Origin of the sequence: Bacteroides sp. DH3716P (assembly GCF_025914115.1) — a bacterium.
In the GTDB taxonomy this organism is placed as follows: domain Bacteria; phylum Bacteroidota; class Bacteroidia; order Bacteroidales; family Bacteroidaceae; genus Bacteroides; species Bacteroides ovatus.
Genome location: NZ_CP083673.1, coordinates 1,420,473 through 1,444,278 on the forward strand (window position 1 = coordinate 1,420,473; position 23,806 = coordinate 1,444,278).

Below are 23,806 nucleotides of genomic sequence, written 5' to 3' on the forward strand. Positions count from 1 at the left end.
TTATCCAATGTCGCTTTATTCATGTTTGTACCCTTTGCCTTATTCCAGTATCATTTCGTCAAAAAGGATTCTCGACACCTGTCCCGGCCGTACATGAGATGCCGGACAAACTCCCGGGCCTTTGGCTGTCACACGTACGTAACGCGCTTGTGTACCTCTCAGCTTCAACGGCAAGTTTTCTATAAAGTTTCCTTCACGAAAAATCTCTTCGGGCGTGAAACTCCGCATGGCAGCTTCGCAGAAACTAGAGTTGTCATCCGAAACTTCCACTTTCACGGACGACGGCTTATGGATAGCCATCCCATTGTTCGTGATGCAGCCCAATGTCAATGTGTTCAGCGTTTCCGGCTTCAGCAGGTCAATTGTAAAAGAGACGGAATCATTATCATTCCAAGTGCACCATTCGGAATCCGAATATTTCAAGCTTCCACGTATTCCGTTCGTCAGGAGCTTTACAGACGGACTGTCTCCCGATACAGGTTTGGCGGTAGCCAGGTTCCACCGGACAGGGAGTATCAATGTTTTTCCCATCTGCCTGCCTTGCGCAAAAGTAGCACTTTTCAGTGTAAGCGGCTCTTTTACAGGCACTATTTTTTCGTAGAGCGGTGAAGTTGCCGTAGGCTCGCTTCCATCCGTCGTATAATGTATCTCCATGTCGGGGCGGATACATTCCAGTTTCACTTCGAGCATCCCGTCGTTTGGAGTGACCGTATGCTGGATGTTGTACATCGAACGGGCGTAGACGATACCTTTAGCTGTCAGATGTTCATTATAGACATCCAGTCCTTTCAGGAATGAAGTCCAATCCTTGCGTTCTTTCTTCGTCCATGCCACTTCCGCAAGGGCGGCCAGACGGGGAAAGAGCAGATAGTCCACATCTTCCGGTTTGTTGCAGAACTCCGTCCATAGGGATGCCTGTACGCCTATAAGTAAGGAAGCATATTCCGGTTTCCAGTCCGCCTGCACAGGTTCGTAATCGTAGACGTCCTTCAGTGTGTTATTGCCGAAATAGGTCTGGGGTTCAAACCATTGCGGGCCCTGATAGCGGATCAGGTACATGATGCGGGCAGGAGTCATAATGAACCGGTGTCCTTTTTCAGCAGCTTTCAAGGCAGCCGCGCCGAGTCCGCGCCAACCTTGAATAATAACGCCTTCGGGCAGGAAACTGCTGTTTGTCAGTTCGTCCCAACCTATCACTTCGCGTCCCTTGCTGCGTACATAGTCGCTCATCCGTTTCATGAAATAACCTTGCAGATCTTCTACGTCGGCAAGATGCTCTTTGTTCATGCGCTGCCGGCAAAGCGGGCATTTCTTCCAGAATCCTTTCTGCGCCTCATCTCCTCCCAAATGAATATATCGCGAGGGGAAGATTGCCATCACTTCGTCCAGAACATCTTGCAGAAATGTAAAGGCGCTGTCGTTTCCGGCACAGTAAATCACTCCCGAACTTCCTCCGCCCAAGCCCGGAATGACTCCAATGTAACTATTCACCACAGGGCAAGCCAGTTGCGGATAGGCAGCCAGTGCGGCGTTGCTGTGGGCGGGCATATCTATTTCGGGGATAACCTCTATCTGGCGGTCGGCAGCGTATGCCACCATTTCCTTGATGTCTTCCTGCGTATAGAATCCTCCGATAGGGGTCGGTTCTCCCGGTTCGGCGTTACGGCGGAAATAGAAAGGAACATCCATGCGGTTCACTCTCCATGCACCCACTTCCGTCAGGCGGGGATATTTCTTGATTTCTACCCGCCAGCCGTTATCATCCGTGAGGTGGAAATGAAGCGTATTGATTTTGAGCATGCCCATGCAGTCGATGATACGCAACACGTTCTCTTTGGGAATGAAGAAGCGGGCGGCATCCAGCATCAATGCCCGATAGCCGAAGCGCGGTTCATCCTGAATGGTTACCGCGGGAATGCTCCATTGGATATTCTCAACCCGACGGTTGCCTTCGACAGCCGACGGCAACAGCAGGCGGATGGTCTGCAATGCATAGAAAAAGCCTTTTATATCCGATGCTTTTACTTGTATCTGCTCCGGAGTAATCTCCAACTGGTAGGCTTCGCTTTTTAAAGAAGAGTCAGTCGTAAAACGGACATGACTCTTCTCACTGCTACCTATTGCCAACTGTGGGGTTATTCCCGAACTTCTCTTGAATAAGTTTATAAAGTTGCGGACGATGACAGCCTGCTCATGGTTCTCTACCGAAAACAAGGTTCGGGCGGAGAAGGTGAAGTTACCCTCGCCCGGCACGACCTGCACCGGACGGGGAACTATTGAAACAGGGGGTGATGTCAAGTTGTCCGCGCATGCACCCGATATGGATGCAAACAGCATACAAATGATTAAGATGTATTTCGTCATGGTTTGACAGTCAGTTTATTTATTAAAAAAATCGCAAGTACCTCTTTGCCCCTTTTTATTGAAGACTGAATAAGGCACTTGCGAAATTTGATTAAGGCAACTAAGAATTAATAAAACTTCGTTCCTGTATGCCTATTTCTACCTTGGTCATACTCTGCTACTGAAGATTTATTTATATAAGTACGAACCCAATCTATTTCCAAACGAGGAATAGCATTATTATCACGATCCCGTTCATAATTATCATAGCTTGCAAAACCAGAATCCCAGCCGGCATCAGGAGACCATACACCATTAACCTCAGTTCCACCTCCAAGCCCCCATTTATTAGGTGCTCCCATGGTAAGAATAAATTTCAACCCATTTAAGTTTTGTTCATCTGTAAAAGTCCAATAGCCTGCAGGACAATCAGCTTTTTTATAGCATACAGTCTCTTGCCCATTAATGCCCAGTGCGACTTCCGAATCAGAACGCCACTCAAACCAATAAATGTTCCATTCATTTATATTTATCGTATGATTTGCAGTTTGAGTTTTTTTATCGGTTCCTGAAATTCCCGTATGGAATGTCTGATGCGCTTTATTTCCTGTAACAGGACCTGTCGGATTTTCGAGAATATCAACTTCCGTGTAAGTATTATATTTACCCGACTCATCAGATATCAGCCAAATCCCCATGTTAAAGCCATTTTTCTCACCACGAAGCCGGGCACGAATTTCCATTCTGCAACCTTCTGATATTAACTGACTATTAGCTTTATATGTAGTATTAACTCCACATCCATAGAAAGCAGCAGTACCATAATCCCTATCTTTTCCTGCTGCCGGCCCTGTACCCTTCGACGGAACTTTCATTTCTATCATCTTCAGATATCCTTGATCGGTTATATTAGAGAATTGCACATTGACACAAGCCGCATGATTCTGTACAATCACCGTATTACGATCTGCCAAAAACAGAGGAACTTTATTACCCCATGAATTACCTGCACCATTAGTATTCCACATATCACCTGTATTTCCGAAACTATGGAATTCCCATGCATTGTAGAACTTCCAGCCTGCCGTAGCTAAATCTGTATTGGGATGCGGATCCAGTTCTTTCATTTCAACAACCTTATCATCTCCATATTGTGTCTTGGCTGCTGCCAACCTGCCACTTGAAGCAAATGCAATTCCCGGACGTTCGTAAACCCAACGCTCATCAAGAATCCCATCTCCCTTTTCAGCTTCGAGGTCCTTCATCGTAATTTCCAATGTTTCATTATCCAACGGATGAACTGCAGAAACGGTCGTAAAATTCAAAGTCAACGTTTCCGTTTTGGTAGGTTCCATATTGTGTTTAGTTTTAACTTTCACTTCTGCAGATTTTTCTCCTGCCTTTATCGTCAATGTGACGGGGGGTAACGTTACATAGAAATCTTTTTGCTCATCAGGTACAGTGATATGGATATCCATATCATCCGTGACCGGCACAGGAACTTCTGCCAAAATAGTAAACTCATCACCTTCGTCAATAACCCTGTCCGAATTATTTTTTATTGATACAACTGTGTAATGGAGATCAGAAATAACAATCGATTGAGTTGGATTAGTCACCGTATAGCCACGTACAAACGACATTACATTCACATACAACTTTTGTTTGGGCTTAATTCCACTTTCTGTAATCGGTAGTTTTATATCAAAAGAACTGACTCCCTTCGGGAAGGTAACCATTGAAGGAAATGCTTTAAAGGCTGTCTTTGATACATCTTTTTCTCCGTCCTTAGCAGTCAGATAAATATCAAAATCTTCGTTTGTCACACGTTCCGGATTCTTAGCGTCATTCACTTTCAAAGTAAGGGTAAGCTCTTCACCCATTACAAAGCTCTTGGCACTTGATTCCACTATTAAAGGTACAGTTTCCGGCAGTGGTTCTACCGCATCGTCCTCGCACCCTGCAAAACCTATTGAAAGCAGGCAAACAGGTAAAAATGTATATAGTATTCTTTTTATCATAATTGTGTAATTTATTAAATTGAGATACTTATTCGCTAACATCTCCCCAGCCCGGATTCTGTTTCAATTCATGGTTTAATTGCAGTTCATCCGGTGGTATCGGTAATAAATAATCCCGGTTCAGGTCGAAAAGGTAACCCTCAGGCAAATATTGCTGTAACGGATCCATCCACCCGTCGTTATCTTTCAATACCAATTCCAATGATTCGCGCCCTTTGGGTGAAAAGCTTTTGTAAAGGACACTCTCTTCGCCCAGATATGCACCCCTGCCACGACCGTTGATTCCTTTCAATGTTCCGGCTTCCGCCCAACGCATCAGATCGTCCAGACGGAATCCCTGAAGTGCCAGTTCCGAACATCTTTCACGACGAATTTCCTGTATCAAGGGAGTAAGCCCGGTAAATGGGAAATTAGCATCTGCTTGCGGCTCTATCCATGTCACGCCTGCTCTTTCGCGCAAGGGTTTCAATGTTTTGTTCAATACATCGTCGCTCCATTTGTCCAATTCTGCCGCTGCTTCAGCATAACAAAGTAATCCTTCCGCATACCGGAACAGGATAATGCCAGTCTGCGTATTCCCTTCCACATAAGTAGTGTCAATACCTAATCTGATATGGAATCCGGTAACACTCTTGCTATTACCGTCGCCGTTCAAGTTAGGAGAGACAATATCTTTATTCTTTTCTTTCATTTCATCATCAGTGCCTGTCGCATCATAAGCCCTCACATTCATCGGCTTATTGGAAGAAGAACCTGCATTAGAGCGATATTTACATCCGGTATGCATTACTGTAACGAGAAGTCTCGCATCCCGTCCCTCAAATGTTTCATTAAAATCCTTGAACTTCTCGTCTTTGGGATTAATAAAAGTTCCATCGGCATTTAAATAGTTATCCACCAATGACTTTGACAGGCCGGACGGTCCCTGGCCATCTACTGCTCCTGAAGCGAGTAAACCACCCAAATTATGAAAGACACCATCAGCCACTGAATACTTTTTCCACAGAACAGCTTCCGGTATTTGAGAAAGATCTTCCTTATTAAATAAGTGTGCAAAAGCATCTTCGGTATTTACATACTCCTTATCAGTGTCTTTCGTATTCAATGTCAAGCCAGCAGTAAAAAGTTGCTGGTCTCCCCAGTTCAATACTTCCTGAAAAAATTCCGTAGAATTGTCTTCCGTTGCAAACTTAGTACCTTTGTGGTATTTCTCCCACGAACCTTCATAAAGCGCCACCCGCATAGCCAAAATAGTAGCGGCCTCCTTACTGATACGCAGTCCCTGATATTTACTACGCGTAAATAAATTTGCACGTGCTTCCGGAATTTCACCGATAGCGGCCTTCAAGTCATTCAATATAAAACGGGCAACATCCGCACGCTTGGACGCAGGTTTCTGTAAGCCGGCTACCGTAGCGTTTTCATCCCAAAAATCATCCATTATAGGTATATCTCCAAAACGGGTGAGCAGGTAGAAATGCCAATAAGCACGCAAAAAATAGGCTTCTCCTCTAAGCGAGAGTACTTCAGCAGTCTCAAGTCCTGCATCAACTTTATAATAGTGAAAGAAGTAGTTGACATTACGCAGGTTCTGATAGCCTTTTTCCCAATCGGTCGAGCCACTGAACTGATTATTCTCACCATTCAGGCGTCTGTCATATTTTTCAGCCAAAATGTTATCGCTGTTCACCTCTTCACCACGGACACTCATTCCATATTGCGTCGGAGCCGGCAATGAAGTATATAAAGCATTGATATAGTTCTCTACTTGTTCGCGACCAGCCAGGAAGCCTTCGTTTTCAGGCATTGTCAACGGTTGCCGATCCAAAAAGTCGGAACAAGCGGACAACACCAGCCCTATAAAAGCAGTCAGTATAATTATTTTCTTTTTCATGATGTTCCTCTCTAATTAAAATGTGATGTCAATTCCAAATACAAAGTTCCGGTTCAATGGGTAAACTCGCCCGTTACCATTTGCAGTCAGCGGTGAAGTAAGGGCGGGAGCAGAAGCATTACTACCTCCTACCCAACCATTCACCTGATTCAGTGTTTCAGGGTCAAACTGTTGCGGCAACTTGGAAATTGTAAACAGATTATCGCAAGTGAAATATACTTTCAAATTACTCAAGCCAATCTTTTCCACCAATTGTGGTTTGAAAGAATAAGAGACTGTCAAGTTCTTCAGACGCATATAAGCTGCATTGAGTAAATAACGAGTTGTATTATAGCCTATATTCACTTCTTTGTCTTTAGAATTATCTGTCAGGCGTGGTAAATATCCATCAGGATGCCATGCATTGAAATAATCAAGATGCTCTTTGAAGTAACAATTTCCTCCATACAGGTAAGTAGCACCTGCCATCGGGAATTGTCTCTTGGCTACTCCCTGGAAAAGAGCTGATATTCCAAATCCTTTATAGCCTGCATTCAGATTAATACCGAAAGAATATTTAGGGGTTGTATTACCGATTACTTTCAAATCACCATGATCCGCCAAAGTTCCTTTTCCCGGGTCTACCTTCCCGTCACCATTGGAGTCGATATATTTTACGTCACCGCGTTGCCACTGGTTGTCAGCTTTAAAGAAGCTAAGGTCTACCGTTCTCAAATATTCATCCACTTCACGGTTAGTCATGAAAAGATCATTAGCTTCATATCCCCAAATCTCACCGATGTCCATTCCCTCATAATACCCTCTGTTACGTGCCAGACCGGTATGGTTATTGAATATCAGTCCTTCAGGATTATTATACTTCGTGACTACTGCCTTGTAATTGGATATATTAAAACCGACACCATAACTGAATCCGCATTTCAATTGATCCTGCCAATTGACGGACAACTCCCAACCACGATTACGGAGAGTCGCATTATTTACTTTTGCACGGTCGTCTTTACTGATACCTCCGATAGCCGGAATTGCTTCAGCCGGACCAATCATATCATGCGTTGTACGCTGGTAAATATCAGCAGTTATTGTCAGACGGTTATCCAATAACAGCAGGTCAAGACCTAAATTGGCATTATCCACCTTCTCCCAGGTAATATAAGGACTGACCATTTTCGGAGTTTTGGCAATCATTCCTTTGGCAGGAGTGGCGTTTACTCCCGGCAGTAACCAAGCATTGGATGAGTTTGACACCAAATCCATCACTCCAAGATAATCATACAATCCGGCGCCATTCTGATTACCCAAGCGTCCGTAAGAAACACGCAACTTCAACTGGGAAAATGGAAGATTCCATGATTTGAAATAGTTTGTGCGAGCTATATCATAACCGGCAGAGAAGGAAGGAAAGAATCCCCAACGGTTTCCGGGAGCAAAACGGGAAGAACCGTCATAACGTCCACTGAATTCCAGAAAATATGTCTCCTGATAATTCCAGTTCAACTTGGCATACATACCCATTGTGGACCAATGAGTACGGTCTTCACCGGCAGACAATGTACCATTGGAGTTCGCAAATGAATAAATATCACTACCTAAAATTCCATCCTTATAAGTGAAACCATTGGAGTTTTCCTGCAACTCCATCTGAAAACCTGCCATAGCCTTGAAGTAGTGTTCTCCCCATGTATGGACGTAAGATGTCGATACATTCGGAGAAAGATAATAATTAAATGCATTACCGCGAGTATAAGAACCCCATTTGGAATTCTTCCATTCCATACCCGGATATACATATCCCTGCTTGGTACCTATGTCAACCTTTAACTCTCCATCAGGTTTTTCTACTGTAGGGTATCCACGTTTGAAACTGTTGTCTTCTACATCAAAACGTACTTTCATTTCCCCTACAATATCCCAACCCGGTAACGGGGTAATGGTAGCAGCAAAAGACATTGCATCGGATATGCGGTTCTGTACATAATGGGATTCTTTTAGATAACGGAACTCAGAAGCATCATTATATTCCGAATCAATCGGATAATGAGTAGGAGCATTTGGTATTGTTTGTCCAAGAGTTCCATAAAAGATGGTCTGGTTGGCCATCGGCCTTTTAAGGATACTCAATGTTATATTATTATTGAAATTGAACTTCAACCATTTATTGGCTATAATCTGGAATTTCGTATTTACATTATATTTGCTCAGGTTATCATCTACCTTGTCAAGTAAACCATCCTGATAAGTGTAACCCAAACCTACATAATAGTTGAACTTTTCCGAACCTTCGGTTACACTCAGGTTATGTGAATGACGAATAGCAGTATCTTTAAAATAATAATCAAACCAATCTGTATTCGCATATACCGCATCCATTGAAGAAGCCCAGTCTGTCCCGTTTTGATTGGGACCTATACCTGGAAATTCTGCTGAATAGGGGTTCTTCATGAATCCTTCCATCTTCTCTATAAGAGCGTCAGAAAATTTATGATTCACGCCATCATTATCATTCCGTTCGTTCACATATTTAGCAAACTCAAGAGAGTTCATCATCTCCGGCATATTGATAGGTGAACTAAAACCTACTGTGCCTCGATAAGAAACCCGTGTCTTTTCCTGCCGACCGCTTTTTGTAGTTACTAATACCACACCATAAGCGGCACGTGCACCATATACGGCAGCGGCAGAAGCGTCTTTCAATACACTAATTGTTTCGATATCATTTGGATTTACGTTCTGAAGGCTTTGTTCCACTCCGTCCACCAATACATAAGGCTCGCCCCCGTTACCATTAATAGAACCGACACCGCGGATATTGAACTTGATTTCCGCGCCTGTTTCACCACCAACGCCGTCAGGAGCTGCGTCGGTCACAAAATTCAGACCGGCTACATTACCTTGAAGGGCACTGGTCAAATCGGTTACAGGACGATTGACTATAGCATCGGAAGCTACAGTAGACACAGCAGCCGTAATGGTATTACGTTTCTGCTTGTCCATACCCACCACAACGACTTCATCAAGAAGTTTCGAGTCTTCCTTTAATATGAAACGATTACCTTCAAGTTTTGTCACTTTTACTTCGAGAGGAGAAAAACCGACATAAGAGATAGATAAGGTATTGCCGACTTTACCTTTGACAGAAAAGTTACCGTCAATATCGGTCAACGTACCTTCTTTTGCCCCTTTTACCATGACCGTAGCTCCAATAATGGTTTCCCCCTTATCATCCACCACTTGTCCTTTAATCATTTGTTGCTGCGCAAACGCTCCCGAAGGAAATAACAGGAGCATCATCAAAAGAACAACAAAGCAGCTTTGTTTCTTCATAAGCTTCTTTTTTTTCATAATACTACATTTAATAATAAAGATTCATATTTCTATTAGCGAACAAAATAAATCTCACAGGCATTAGATTTAAGAATGAAGAACCGGGATAACTTTTCCGACTAACATTCTTGTCACAAAGGTAGGGTAGCTTTTAAAAAGAGTTATTTTAAAAATAGCCATTAAATATTCACTTTTCACCAAATCAAACCATTTCATCGGGGGGAATGATTGTTTTTCAAAAAATTAGTTTAAAATCGGTACCATACTCTATAATATTACATTTCAGATGCAATAGGGTAATTATGGGAATATATATTGATGCATATATCTATGGAATAATCCATAAAATAGAAAAAGACGGACGATTTGTTTATTCTATACTCCGAGCCTTATCTATCGATTTGTTCGACACCGAGAAACGATGTGTTTCTCGGTGTCGAACACTTTGTTTCTCGGTGTGCAACAGGTCGTTGGTTTTAAAGGGAAAAAGATAAAAGATAAATATTTATATATCAATATATTACAGAATCATACTCTTCGTTTGGAATGTTTAAGAAATCTGTTTATCCATTTTAATAGGTTGAGTCATCTTTAACACTTATTTTATTACAATAATAATTACACATAACTGCTTTATCTTTTGTTCTTATGTTCTTCTGTCTAAAATATTTCCAGTCCACAGGTAAGCAACCATAAGCCCACGTGGTGAGTATATATGCCTACCAAGCTAAATATATAGATTTAGCGCATAAATTAGTTTATCATACAAAGTCTGGCAATCAGACAACTCTTTGTTGAAATAAGGGAATTACAGATATATTTTGCCTAAAATGAGAAATGACAGTATAAATTGAGCTTATTTCTGCATGACTTCCTCCACCCGTTCCAGTTCCCATCCGCGAAACTGCATCACAATACAATGCAACTCGGTTCCGTGCACCATCTGACGCACCTTAGCACCAACGGCATAACCTTTTATTTGCTCTACAGCTTCTTGCCATTGGGCTTCGGCTTTCGCTTCGGAATCCTTGGTGGAGAGGTATTTCAGTTCGATGATATAGCTGTGCTTCACGTCATAGCGTATCAAGTCAGGCATAAGAAACAGGTCACAATAACCGTGATTCAATTCTAGTTCCGGAGCTATCAGGTAATAGGCATTTGTACTCAGGTAAGCAGTAAAGAAGCCTTGCAAGTTGCGCTCGCCTTCGATGGAGCTTCGCACGGAAGAGTTTTCCTTGTAGGCATGAGCAATAAATTCCATCGTTTCACGCCAATGACCTTCGTAAGCCATTTCATAATACATCAAGCCAAGGTCATTCAGATTGATATGCCGGTTATCCTGATATTCTTCCAACAGAAATTCGTAATACTGCTTACGCACGTTATTATTGGGAATACTCAACACCAGATAGTTGCCCCGAGTAGCAGTGATGGTAAGCATACCGTAATAAAAGAGCAGACTGGGAAAAATCTCCGGCTTGGTGATATCAATAGCGGGAAAGGTAGTCGTCAATGTGGTGATAATCTGCCCCTCTTCGGTGATTTTGCGCAACACGCCTTTGCGATTACCGTCCAATTTGTCCAAACGGATGAGTTTCTTCATCTTGTTGTAGTCAGTACGGGTGTTGGGGTCTATCATCTCTTTGGGTGATTTGCCCAAATCCATATAGTTGCGCAAATAATAGAGCACCATGTCACAATTGAACATCTTCGGGTCACGTTCCAGACTTTCTTCGGCAAAACAATAATTGTCATACCACGGACGCATTTCCTCTATCATCGCACTTATATCCACATTGCCCGGCAACTGTCTGGCATCCTTATAGTATTGGAGCATCTCACGCACATCCGTTTCACTGAATCCCAGCATCATATTAAACTGGTGCTTGGTACTGATATTCCAACCGATATTAAATCCGCTAGTCAAGTCATCCAACGTCACGGGGCTGACACCGGTCATAAAGATGCGCTCAAACATACCTTTGAACTTCTTGAAGATTTCACGGTAAAAGCCGCTAGCATGGGTCAGCGCATGATAGACTTCCTTGCCCTGCTCATTCAACACCACATTGGTGAAGTTATCATATTCATCAATGATAAGATAAAGATGCGCTCCGGTTTCAGCCGCATGAAGATTCAGATAATTCAGTTTACTTACAAAATCGGGCTGTGCTTTCATCTCCTGAGCAAATCCCGGAAAATAATAAGATTCATAGGACATACCGAACAAATCCATGACCATACAGCAGTAACGGTCGAAGTTCTCGGCCAACGTACCACTACCACCGCTGGCACGGGAAAAGTCAAGAAAGAGTATCTGGAAAGTCCCTTGCAGCCGTGTAGGGCGACTGCCTATCCATAGATTGCCGAAGCGTTTATCGAACTTTTCTCTTTGAGCGATGTCATAATAAGCCCGGAGCATACTCAGAAAGATGCTCTTGCCGAAGCGGCGGGGACGGATAAAGAACAAATTACTGGGTTGCTCTTCCAACAAAGGCAGATAGATCGTTTTATCCACGTAATATTGGTTCTGCTCCACCACTTCCACAAAGTTGGAAACTCCATAAGGGATTCTTTTTACTTCTTCCATGATTTGTTCCTTTCTTTAGTTCTCATATCTATGAGGATAATACAAAAGTAGCATATTTCAGCAGAAAGAACAAAGAAAGGGAAAGAAAGTTGAAAGATTGCCGCATTGAAGTGACAGACATAAATCCTTTTATTTTTTCATGCTATTAGCCGGATGAGATTTATAGCAGAAACTGTTTAGGTAATAACTGTCATAAAGAAAGTTGCATTATTGAAACAAAGCGGGCTGCCACAGGAAATGGATTCATCATCGTTGCTTTCTTACGGACCTTATCTATAAACATGTTCATTTTGGTCGATATTACAATGAGGTCCTTATGCCCTTCGTCATACAGTTTCTCATTAGAAACATCTTACTACCTACACAAAGAAGCACTTTTGGTGATTTTTAAAAGCTTATTGGTTATAATCGAAAGCAGGCCGTTCGCTGAAATCCTAAAAAAACAATACCTTTGCACATCACATTCCTTATAAATAATACATCTTATGAAGAAACTCTGCTTCCTTATTTTTTGCACTCTCTTTTCACTCACTGCATCATCAATAGAAACGGTGGATTATACACAAGGACTTTCCATATGGTTCGACACTCCCAACAATCTCGACGGACAAGCTGTCTGGCTACGCGCTTCGGGCACAGGGGCGAATCCGGACAAGACATGGGAAAGCCGTTCGCTACCCATCGGGAATGGTAGTCTGGGAGCAAATATCATGGGCTCCATATCCGCGGAACGAATCACACTGAATGAAAAGACGCTTTGGAAAGGTGGACCGAATACTGCCAAAGGCGCCGAATATTATTGGAATGTAAACAAACAGTCGGCAGGTGTATTGAAAGAAATACGACAGGCTTTTCTGGACGGAGATTCCCAAAAGGCGGGGTATCTCACACAAGAAAACTTCAACGGGCTGGGAGCTTATGAAGAAAAAGACGAGACTCCGTTCCGCTTCGGTGCTTTTACCACGATGGGAGAACTTTATGTGGAAACCGGACTCAGCGAAATCAACATGAGCAGTTACCGCCGCATCCTGTCATTGGATTCGGCTATGGCCGTGGTGCAATTCGATAAGGACGGGATACGGTATCAACGAAAATATTTCATATCCTATCCGGACAGTGTCATGGTCATGAAGTTTACTGCCGACAAAGGCGGAAAACAGAATCTTGTGCTTAGCTATTGTCCCAACAACGAAGCAAAAAGCCATCTGGAAGCAGATGGAAACGACGGATTAGTATATACCGGAGTTCTCAATAACAACGGAATGAAATTCGCTTTCCGAATCAAAGCTATCCACAAAGGGGGAACACTGAAAGCAGAAAACGACCGGATTATTGTGAAGGATGCTGACGAAGTGGTATTCCTGCTTACGGCAGACACCGATTATAAGATGAACTTTGCCCCGGACTTCAAAGACCCGAAAGCCTACGTCGGCAACGACCCGTCACAAACGACTCTGGCTATGATGAACAATGTCCTGAAAAAAGGTTATGACGAGCTTTATCGTAATCACGAAGCCGATTATACCGCACTGTTCAATCGGGTACGTTTTGAAATTAATCAGGAAATCGGCAGTCCCAACCTGCCGACCTACAAACGACTGGCTAACTATAAGAAAGGTACGCCGGACTATCAGCTCGAACAATTATACTATCAGTTCGGACGTTACCTGCTCATAGCCAGTTCACGCCCCGGCAATATGCCCGCCAACCTGCAAGGATTGTGGCACAACAATACCGACGGCCCGTGGCGGGTAGATTACCACAATAATATCAACATTCAAATGAACTACTGGCCTGCGTGCCCCACCAATCTTCCGGAATGTACATGGCCTTTGATAGACTTTATACGTAGTCTGGTAAAACCTGGCGAGAAAACAGCGCAAGCCTATTTCAACGCCCGCGGGTGGACAGCGTCCATCTCTGCCAATATCTTCGGATTCACAGCTCCCTTATCCAGCAAATCTATGGCATGGAACCTGAATCCTACTGCCGGTCCGTGGCTGGCAACGCATATATGGGAGTATTATGATTATACGCGTGACACGAAATTCTTAAAGGAAATCGGCTACGACCTTATCAAAAGCAGCGCACAGTTTGCGGTAGACCACTTGTGGCACAAGCCCGACGGGACTTACACCGCCGCGCCTTCCACCTCTCCCGAACACGGTCCGGTGGACGAGGGAGTCACTTTCGCGCATGCCGTAGTACGTGAAATATTACTGGACGCTATCCAGGCAAGCAAGGTACTCGGAACGGACGCCAAAGAGCGCAAGCAATGGGAAAACGTATTGACCAAACTCGTTCCGTACCGCATAGGACGCTACGGCCAGTTACTGGAATGGTCTACCGACATAGACGATCCGAAAGATGAACACCGGCACGTCAACCACCTGTTCGGATTGCATCCGGGACATACCATCTCTCCCGTGACTACCCCCGAACTTGCACAGGCAGCCAAAGTGGTACTGGAACATCGCGGAGACGGCGCTACCGGCTGGAGCATGGGTTGGAAACTCAACCAATGGGCACGACTGCAAGACGGAAACCATGCGTATAAACTGTACGGCAATTTGTTGAAAAACGGTACGTTGGATAACCTCTGGGATACCCATGCGCCTTTCCAGATAGACGGAAACTTCGGCGGTACGGCAGGAATAACCGAGATGTTATTGCAAAGCCACATGGGATTCATCCAACTTCTTCCCGCTTTGCCGGATGCCTGGGCAAACGGCTCGATAAGCGGAATCTGCGCCAAAGGGAATTTTGAGGTTTCTGTCTCCTGGAAAGAGGGACAACTGGAGAAAGCTATCATTCATTCCAAATCCGGGGTTCCCTGCAACGTAAGATACGGAGACATGACGCTCAAGTTCAAGACCGTAAAAGAGAAGAAATACGAAATCACTTTAAAAGGAGACAGGTTGACCGTTCTATAAAGAAAGCATCTGTCATCACAAACAAACCTGCTTCACATGAAAACAAAATACGCTGTTCTGTCAAGCCTTTTCTTTATCATACAGTTAGTCGGTGTTCTCCCTCTCCGGGCAGAACACTATTACTTTAAACAAATCTCTCTGAAAGAAGGGCTGCCGTCCAACGTGCGCTGTATTCTCCGGGATGAGCAAGGTTTCGTATGGATAGGCACCAAATCGGGACTGGGAAAGTTCGACGGGCACGAACTGAAAAGATACAAACACCAGGCAAACGACCCGAACTCGCTTCTCCACAACCTGATTTATCAGATTGCCGAAGACAAGCAACACAATATCTGGGTACTGACTGAAAAAGGTATTGCCCGCTACCAGCAGCAGAGCAACGACTTCACGTTCCCCACGGACGAGGACGGGAAAAATATCACCGCCTATTCTTTCTGCCTTGTCCCGGACGGAATCCTCTTCGGCGGCAAGGACAGGATTTACAAATATAGTTATGACGATTCTTCTCTCCGGCTTCTGCAATATTTCAACGCCAACTCTTTTAAAATCAACGCTCTCAGTATGTGGGATTCAAAGACGTTGCTCTGTTGCAGCCGTTGGACAGGCATATACCTCGTAGATCTGCATACCGGAGAGCACAGACGCCCCCCTTTCGACTGCGGGCCGGAAATTACCACCATGATGACCGACAGCCGGAAAAGAATATGGATTGCTCCTTACAGCGGCGGACTTCGTTGCTACTCATACGACGGCAAACTACTGGCTTCGTACTCCACCCGCAACTCCGCCCTCAGTAACGACATCGTCCTAAGCCTCGCCGAAAGGGAAGGGCAACTGTGGATAGGAACGGACGGCGGCGGAATCAATATCCTCACCCCCGAAACCGGGGAAATCTTCCAACTGGAATATATCCCGGGACGTGAAAACTACTCTCTCCCCGCCAACTCTATTCTCTGCCTGCACAACGACCACAACAACAATATATGGGCAGGAAGCACCTGCAACGGATTGATCAGCATCCGGGAAGTGTTCATGAAAACCTACACCGACGTAGTCCCCGGAAACGACCGCGGACTAAGCAACAGCACCGTGCGAAGCCTTTACCGCCAATCGCCCGACAGTATCTGGATTGGTACGGACGGCGGCGGTATCAACCTCTTTAACCCGCGTACCGAGAAATTCACCCATTATCTTTCTACCTGGAACGATAAAATAGCGTTTATCAGCGGATTCACTCCCGGAAAACTACTGATTTCCCTTTTCTCCAAAGGAGTATTCATATTCAACCCCGCAACCGGGGAGAAACAGCCTTTTACCATTGTCGACAAAGAAACTACGACACAACTTTGCAACCGGGGTAAATCGGTCAACTTATATCAGAACACCCCCAACACCGTGTTATTACTGGGCGACCATGTCTACCAGTATCACCTGAAAGAAAAGAAATTCGACAAGGTCACCAGAGAAGAAGGGAAAAGTATTGTCGGCACGCTCGTCCCCTTCAAGCACGAGAACAACCGGACTTACATCAACGATTTCAAACATATCTACGAACTGCACGATGGGGATTCCTTGCTGCAAACAACCTTCGAATGTTATCAGGATACCGTAATCAGTTCGGCGTCACACGACGAGCACGGCGATTTCTGGATAGGAAGCAATTTCGGCCTTATCCACTACAACCCCGTTTCCCAAAAGCAGACGCACATCCTTACCAACCTGTTTACCGAAGTCAACATGGTGCAATGCGACCAGAGGGGCAAAGTATGGATAGGTGCGGATAATCTGCTTTTCGCCTGGCTCATACAGGAACAGAAGTTCGTTCTCTTCGGAGAGTCGAACGGAGCTATCCAAAACGAATATCTGCCCAACGCCCGGTTGGTAAACAATGAGGGGGATGTCTATATCGGCGGTGTAAAGGGTATGCTGCGCATTGACGGCCAGTTGCTGCTGAATACATCGGAAATGCCGGAACTGCAACTGTTGGATATTATCATCAATGGTGAGCCTGCACAGAACAAACTATATAGTCATCCGGCAGCAATCTCTGTCCCATGGGACAGCAATATCACCATCCGAATCATGTCGAAAGAAGAGGATATCTTCCGTAAGAAAGTCTACCGCTATCGGATAGAGGGGCTGAACGACCAGTATATCGAATCGTACCAGCCGGAATTGGTAATCCGGTCATTGCCGCCGGGCAATTACAAAATTATGGCTTCATGCACAGCGAAAGACGGCAGTTGGATTCCCAACCAGAAAATACTGGAACTAACCGTACTCCCACCGTGGTATCGCACGTGGTGGTTCATTCTTGGTTGTGCCATTCTCATTGCCACCATAATCATCGAAACTTTCCGCAGAACATTGAAGCGTAATCAGGAAAAACTGAAATGGGCGATGAAAGAGCATGAGAAACAGATGTACGAGGAAAAGGTACGTTTTCTTATCAATATCAGCCACGAACTACGGACTCCGCTGACGCTTATTCATGCGCCACTCAATCAGATTTTGAAGTCGCTCTCTTCCGGAGACAGCCAATATCTGCCGTTAAAAGCCATCTACCGGCAGGCACAACGGATGAAGAACTTGATTAATATGGTACTCGACGTACGGAAAATGGAAGTAGGGGAGAGTAAACTGCAAATTCAGCCTCATCCACTCAATCAATGGATTGAACACATTTCGCAGGATTTTATCAGTGAGGGGGAAGCAAAGAATGTGCATATCCGCTATCAGCTCGACCCACGGATAGAGAAAGTCAGTTTCGATAAGGACAAATGCGAGATTATCCTAAGTAACCTGCTTATCAATGCTTTGAAACACAGTCCGCAGGACACGGAAATAACGATTGCTTCGGAACTGCTGCCCGAAGAAAACCGGGTGCGTATCTCCGTCATCGACCAGGGATGTGGACTAAAGCAAGTGGATACGCACAAGCTCTTTACCCGCTTCTACCAGGGAACGGGAGAACAGAGCGGAACAGGAATCGGCTTGTCTTACTCCAAGATTCTGGTGGAACTGCACGGCGGCTCTATCGGCGCACAGGATAATGAAGAAACCGGAGCCAGCTTTTTCTTTGAGTTGCCGTTGAGGCAGGAACCGGAAGAAATCATCTGCGAGCCAAAAGCTTATCTGAACGAGTTGATGATGGATGATAACAGCGGGCAGCCGTCCGCGAAAGAGGTATTCGACACCACTCCATACACTATTCTCGTAGTGGATGACAATCCGGATATGACAGACTTTCTGAAAAGAACGTTCGAAGGATACTTCAAACGGATAATTATCGCCGGAGACGGGGGGGAAGCCCTTCAACTGGTCAGAAGCCATGTCCCTGATATTATAGTCAGTGACGTGATGATGCCTCGGATGAACGGGTATAAACTTTGTAAAACGATTAAAGAGAATATCAATATCAGTCACATCCCAGTCATTCTGCTAACTGCCAGAGATGACAGGCAAAGCCAAATAAGCGGTTACAAGAATGGAGCGGACGGCTATTTAAGCAAACCTTTCGAAGTGGAAATGCTAATGGAACTTATCCGCAACCGGTTGAAAAACCGGGAATATACCAAGAAAAGGTATCTGAATGCAGGATTAATCCCCACACCGGAAGAAAGCACCATCAGCCTGACAGACGAAACATTCCTGATTAAACTGAATAGTATCATCCAGGAAAATATAGAAAATTCCAATCTGGGCATTCAGTTTATTTGCCAGGAAGTAGGATTGGGCCGTTCTTCGCTTTATAACAAACTGAAAGCACTTACAGGCATGGGAGCGAACGAGTATATCAGTAAGCTCCGTATAGAAAAAGCTATTACATTGATATCCGGCACGGATATGCCCTTCTCTGAAATTGCAGAGAAAACCGGGTTTACCACTCCGAGTTATTTCAGTACGGCTTTCAAGCAATATACCGGGGAAACACCCAGTCAATATAAAGAAAGAAAAAAGAAAGGTCTGGCTGGTAAATAATACCATCATTATTCTTTATGCTGGCTGAAGTTTCCGGCTGCAAGCCAATTCGCCGCATATTGACCGATATTGACCGATTAACAAACGGGCTGCCACAGAATCACTTCTCCGGCAGCCCTTCTTTCATTAAATTAGAAAACAGAGAGTATGATACAGTTTATTCCTGACCTCCTCCTAAAGCACGGTATAGGTTAATTAAACTTTGTATTTCAGTAAAATGATTGGCCGTCTGCGAGAGTTGCGCACTAAGCAACGACTGCCGGGAGGTAAGCACTTCCAGATAGGTTGTATTACCATGCTCCATCAACAGAGTAGTGCTTCGCAGAGCCGTTTGCAGGGAAGTGATCTGTTTATCCAGCAAGATTCTTTTTCCCTGACTGGTTTGATAGGCAATCAACGCATCATTCACCTCACTACCGGCATTGAGCAACGTTTGCTGAAAACCAAGCGCCGCTTCTTCCTGTTGCGCACGGGCAATGCGGTATTGTGCCACCACCTGTCCTCTGTTAAAGAGCGGCTGCGTAAGCGAACCTACCGCCGACGCGAGAAACTTGCCCGGATTGATAATCATCGCCCCGGCGGAGTTTGTCCATCCGGCACTCCCGCTCAAAGTGATGGAAGGATAGAAAGCCGAACGTGCCGCATTGGTGCCATAGAACGCCGCTTCCAGCGTCCGCTCTGCCGAGCGGACATCCGGACGGGAAGAAAGCATCCGTACAGGAATCCCTATCGAGAAGTCGGCAGGAAACTGTTGCTTTGCCAATACACCACGCTCATAGTTGCGTGGCGTCTCCGCCAATAATAAGGCAAGACTGTTCTCCACCTGATTGATCTGCTGCTGCAAATCGAGAACCGAACCCTGCACCTGATAATAGGCCGCCTCCATCTGCGACACAGCGGATTCGTTCGCCAGTCCGGCATTCATCAGAGCGCGGGTGGAGGCCACGGTTTCTTTCCATGCCGTCTCCGTCTGACGGGAAAGGTCGAGTTGCTCATCCAGCATCAGCAGGGTATAGTAAGTATTGGCTATGCCTGTTATCAACTGGGTACGGACAGCCTGACGATAATCCTCGCTTTGAGCATAAAGTGCTTTCGCCTGTTTTTTGGCATTGCGCATACGCCCGAAAACGTCCAACTCCCAACTGGCAGTAACGGGCAACGAATAAGTCTGCGTAGCCTTCTGCGTATCGAAACTGCTCACTGTTCCCTGCGGAGCAAGCGCAAAAGCGGGCAGAAAAGCAAGTTTGGCGGACATCAGTACGGCCTGTGCTTCTTCCACACGGAGCTGGGCAGACTGATAGTCGGTATTGGTCTGCAATCCCACTTCAATGAGGGATTGCAGATAAGGGTCGGTGAAGAGTTCCCGCCAGTCCATATTACCCAGACCGGCAGTGTCTTCGGTCACCACTTCCCCGCCGTAAAGATCGTCGGGAACGACAGTGGCGGGTTCGTATTTGGTATAGATGCCACAACCGCTCAACGACAGACTGATGGCAACTAATGTGATGATATTCTTCTTCATTCTTTCTTTCATTTATTTACGTTCGCGTTCAACTTCACTCTTTTCTTTCTCTAAAAGCACCTGCACATCTGGTTCCTCTTCCATCGGTTTACGGATTTTCTCCTGCAAAAACTCAAAGATGATGTAGAAAACCGGAACGACAAAGAGCAATGCCAGTGTCCCGACAGCCATACCGCCCACAACACCCGTACCCAACGAACTGTTGCCATTGGCACCTGCACCGGAGGAAAACATCAGCGGAAGCATACCGAAGATCATTGTCAACACCGTCATCAGGATAGGACGCAAGCGGACTTGTGCGGCAGAGTAGGCAGACTCCACGATACCCATTCCCTTGCGGCGACGTTCTATGGCGTACTCCGTAATCAGAATGGCCGTCTTAGCCAGCAAACCGATCAACATAATCACACCCGTCTGCAGATAGATATTATTCTCCAACCCGAGTATTTTGGCGAAAAGGAACGACCCCATCAGTCCGAACGGCACGGAGAAGATAACGGCAAACGGTATGAGGAAACTTTCGTAAAGACAGGCCAGAATCAGATAGATAAGGAAGATACAGATGGCGTAAATGAAAACCGTCTGCGCACCACCGCTACTTGCTTCTTCGCGTGCCATACCACCATATTCATATCCGTAGCCTGCCGGCAAAGATTGTGCGGCTACTTCTTCAATGACTTTCTGCACCTCACCGGAAGAGTAACCGTCGGCAGGATTCACATTGGCAGTGATGGTACTGTAAAGATTGAAACGGTTGGCCGTTTCCGGTCCCAGCACTTGCTTCAGCGTTACGAACTGGCTTACCGGAGCCATCTCCGTGCCATTGCGTACAAACATATTGTTCAATGCCTGTTCGTCGAGACGATATTCAGGTGAAGCCTGCATCATCACACGATATACTTTACCATACTGATTGTAGTTGGAAATATACGCACCACCGCAATAGCTCCCCACTGCATCGAGCACCGCACTTGGCGAAATACCCGCACGCTTACATTTGGCAGCATCCACTTCCACCGATATCTGCGGGAAGTTGATAGCATAAGAGGTATAAGCCATTGCTACCTCCGGACGCTGGTTCAAAGCACCGAGGAACTGTATAGCCGCTTCATAGAACGTAGCCAAATCTCCACCCGTCATGTCCTGAAGGTTCAGTTCGAGGGAGTTACCCATACCGTAACCCGGAATCATGGCAGGCTGGAAGCTGAATACTTGCGCTTCCTTTAAAGATTGGAATTGTGCATTGAGGCGGGAAACCACGGCATCCGAGCTATGTTCCTTACCTTTTCGTTCACTCCAGTCCTTCAAGCGGATAATGATTGTACCGTAAGAAGTTCCCTGCCCGGATATAAGTCCATACCCTGCCACGCGGGCATAGTGTTCTATTTCAGGTGTATCTTTCAGGATATTTTCCAAACGGTCCATCACCTTCGTTGTTTCTTCGAGCGTGCTTCCCGGTGAAATGCTGACATTCACCATGATAACACCCTGATCCTCCTGCGGCACAAGTCCTGTTTTAGTGGTACTCATCAGGTAAACCAGCAAGGCAACGGCAACAGCCAGTGAAGTCCACACCATCCAGCGATGGCGGATGAAAAACATCACACCTCTCTTATATTTACCCAATACGGCATTGAACGAAGCATTGTAAGCTGCACGTACCCGTCCATTGATGCTCTTGGCGCTCTTCGTTCCGTCCGACGGACGCATCATGATGGCGCACAAAGCGGGACAGAGCGTCAAAGCCGAAATCATCGAAATACCTACGGCAGTTGCCATCGTGATACCGAATTGTGTATAGAACACGCCCGAAGTACCTCCCATGAAGGTTACAGGAATAAACACAGCCATAAATACACAGGTACAGGAGACAATAGCCATCGTCACGTCGCCCATTGCATCTTTCGTGGCAAGATAAGGAGACTTGTATCCAGCATCAAACTTGGATTGTACCGCCTCTACCACCACAATGGCGTCGTCTACCACCGTACCGATAGCAAGTACCAAAGCAAACAATGTCAGGATGTTCAGACTGAAGCCCGCAGCCACCAGACAGGCAAACGTACCTACCAACGACACAATGATAGAGATGGAGGGGATCAGCGTACTCTTCAGATCCTGCAAGAAGAAATAGACCACGAGGATGACCAGAATGATGGCGATAATCAGCGTCTCCACCACGTTGTGTATGGAAGCGAAAAGGAAGTCATTGGAACTCATCATCGTGACGAACTCCGTTCCTGCCGGCAGATTCTTCTCCATCCGCTCTATCTGCGCAGTGATTTCTTTGTTGACAGCGGTAGCATTGGAACCGGCTGTCTGGAATATCATATAAAGAACGGCCGGCTGACTGTCCATTTCACTGCGGAAACTATACGTCATCGTACCCAACTCCACCTCTGCCACATCTTGCAGGCGAAGTATGGAACCGTCTTCCCGCGAACGGACAACCGTGTTCCGGAATTCTTCCACGCTTTTGAGACGTCCGCGATATTTCATTGTAAACTGGAAAACATTCTTCGAACTCTCGCCCAGTGAACCGGTGGGAGCTTCGATGTTCTGTTCACCCAATATGGCGGTAATGTCCGACGGAACCAGTCCGTATTGCGCCATCCGTTCCGGTTTCAGCCAGATACGCATACTGTACGTATCGCCCAGCTCCATCACGTCTCCCACTCCCTCGATACGTTTAATCTGGGGAATGACATTGATGTCCAGATAATTGGCGAGGAACGTCTGATCGTATCGACCGTCCGTGCAGACCAAAGCACCAATCTGCAAGAAGCTGGTCTGCCGCTTCATTGTGCTGACGCCGACTTTCGTTACTTCAGCCGGAAGCAATCCCTGCGCTTTAGCCACACGGTTTTGCACGTTGACTGCCGCCATATCGGGGTCTGTGCCCTGCTTGAAATAAACCTGTATAATAGCCAAACCTGCATTGGAAGCACTGGAACTGATATACATCATGTCTTCCACACCGTTGATACTCTCCTCCAGTGGCATGATGACACTGTTCATCACTGCCTCGGCATCGGCACCCGTATAACTGGCAGTTACGTATACCGTTGGAGGCGCAATGTCAGGATATTGCTCCACCGGCAGCGTGAAGAGCGAAATAAGCCCTATGGCCAGAATCAGTACGGAGATGGAGATAGCCATCACCGGCCGTTTTATAAACACATTTCCTTTCATAATCAA

Annotated in this window: 9 protein-coding genes; 2 read left to right on the forward strand and 7 right to left on the reverse strand. The window is 45.6% G+C overall.

Annotated elements, in window-relative coordinates; translation table 11 throughout:
* Positions 1 to 39 precede the first annotated feature (39 nt).
* From KQP79_RS05045 to KQP79_RS05065, 5 genes are all read right to left on the reverse strand, one after another.
* Positions 40 to 2,364, reverse strand: coding sequence for a family 20 glycosylhydrolase (locus KQP79_RS05045; RefSeq protein WP_022199717.1), 2,325 nt, complete (start codon positions 2,362 to 2,364; stop codon positions 40 to 42).
* A 107-nt stretch (positions 2,365 to 2,471) separates the two neighbouring features.
* On the reverse strand, positions 2,472 to 4,364 hold the full coding sequence (locus tag KQP79_RS05050; RefSeq protein WP_004312054.1) for a DUF5006 domain-containing protein: 1,893 nt from the start codon (positions 4,362 to 4,364) through the stop codon (positions 2,472 to 2,474).
* A gap of 28 nt (positions 4,365 to 4,392) precedes the next feature.
* The gene (locus KQP79_RS05055; protein WP_138343570.1) at positions 4,393 to 6,258 is read right to left on the reverse strand and encodes a RagB/SusD family nutrient uptake outer membrane protein; all 1,866 of its coding nucleotides are present in this window, start codon (positions 6,256 to 6,258) and stop codon (positions 4,393 to 4,395) included.
* A 15-nt stretch (positions 6,259 to 6,273) separates the two neighbouring features.
* Positions 6,274 to 9,600, reverse strand: coding sequence for a SusC/RagA family TonB-linked outer membrane protein (locus KQP79_RS05060; RefSeq protein WP_032856250.1), 3,327 nt, complete (start codon positions 9,598 to 9,600; stop codon positions 6,274 to 6,276).
* Positions 9,601 to 10,438: 838 nt separating this feature from the next.
* The gene (locus tag KQP79_RS05065; protein ID WP_004312058.1) at positions 10,439 to 12,172 is read right to left on the reverse strand and encodes an ATP-binding protein; all 1,734 of its coding nucleotides are present in this window, start codon (positions 12,170 to 12,172) and stop codon (positions 10,439 to 10,441) included.
* 485 nt (positions 12,173 to 12,657) lie between these two features.
* On the opposite strand from KQP79_RS05065, the gene KQP79_RS05070 reads away from it, so the two are divergent.
* Both KQP79_RS05070 and KQP79_RS05075 read left to right on the forward strand, forming a co-directional pair.
* A complete protein-coding gene (locus KQP79_RS05070; protein WP_138343568.1) occupies positions 12,658 to 15,105 on the forward strand; it encodes a glycosyl hydrolase family 95 catalytic domain-containing protein in 2,448 nt (815 codons plus the stop codon).
* Positions 15,106 to 15,141: 36 nt separating this feature from the next.
* Positions 15,142 to 19,086, forward strand: coding sequence for a hybrid sensor histidine kinase/response regulator transcription factor (locus KQP79_RS05075; RefSeq protein WP_061447912.1), 3,945 nt, complete (start codon positions 15,142 to 15,144; stop codon positions 19,084 to 19,086).
* A gap of 157 nt (positions 19,087 to 19,243) precedes the next feature.
* Here the strand turns inward: KQP79_RS05075 and KQP79_RS05080 are convergent, their stop codons facing one another.
* On the reverse strand, positions 19,244 to 20,608 hold the full coding sequence (locus KQP79_RS05080) for an efflux transporter outer membrane subunit (RefSeq protein WP_061447944.1): 1,365 nt from the start codon (positions 20,606 to 20,608) through the stop codon (positions 19,244 to 19,246).
* Positions 20,609 to 20,620: 12 nt separating this feature from the next.
* Positions 20,621 to 23,800 (reverse strand): efflux RND transporter permease subunit, encoded by a 3,180-nt coding sequence (locus KQP79_RS05085; RefSeq protein WP_061447913.1) that lies wholly within the window; start codon positions 23,798 to 23,800, stop codon positions 20,621 to 20,623.
* Between the last annotated feature and the right edge of the window lie 6 nt (positions 23,801 to 23,806).

Bases quoted from the DNA above. Each gene is read 5' to 3' on its own strand.
- KQP79_RS05045 (WP_022199717.1), bottom strand. From the start codon at position 2,364: ATGACGAAATACATCTTAATCATTTGTATGCTGTTTGCATCCATATCG.
- KQP79_RS05050 (WP_004312054.1), bottom strand. From the start codon at position 4,364: ATGATAAAAAGAATACTATATACATTTTTACCTGTTTGCCTGCTTTCA.
- KQP79_RS05055 (WP_138343570.1), bottom strand. From the start codon at position 6,258: ATGAAAAAGAAAATAATTATACTGACTGCTTTTATAGGGCTGGTGTTG.
- KQP79_RS05060 (WP_032856250.1), bottom strand. From the start codon at position 9,600: ATGAAAAAAAAGAAGCTTATGAAGAAACAAAGCTGCTTTGTTGTTCTT.
- KQP79_RS05065 (WP_004312058.1), bottom strand. From the start codon at position 12,172: ATGGAAGAAGTAAAAAGAATCCCTTATGGAGTTTCCAACTTTGTGGAA.
- KQP79_RS05070 (WP_138343568.1), top strand. From the start codon at position 12,658: ATGAAGAAACTCTGCTTCCTTATTTTTTGCACTCTCTTTTCACTCACT.
- KQP79_RS05075 (WP_061447912.1), top strand. From the start codon at position 15,142: ATGAAAACAAAATACGCTGTTCTGTCAAGCCTTTTCTTTATCATACAG.
- KQP79_RS05080 (WP_061447944.1), bottom strand. From the start codon at position 20,608: ATGAAGAAGAATATCATCACATTAGTTGCCATCAGTCTGTCGTTGAGC.
- KQP79_RS05085 (WP_061447913.1), bottom strand. From the start codon at position 23,800: ATGAAAGGAAATGTGTTTATAAAACGGCCGGTGATGGCTATCTCCATC.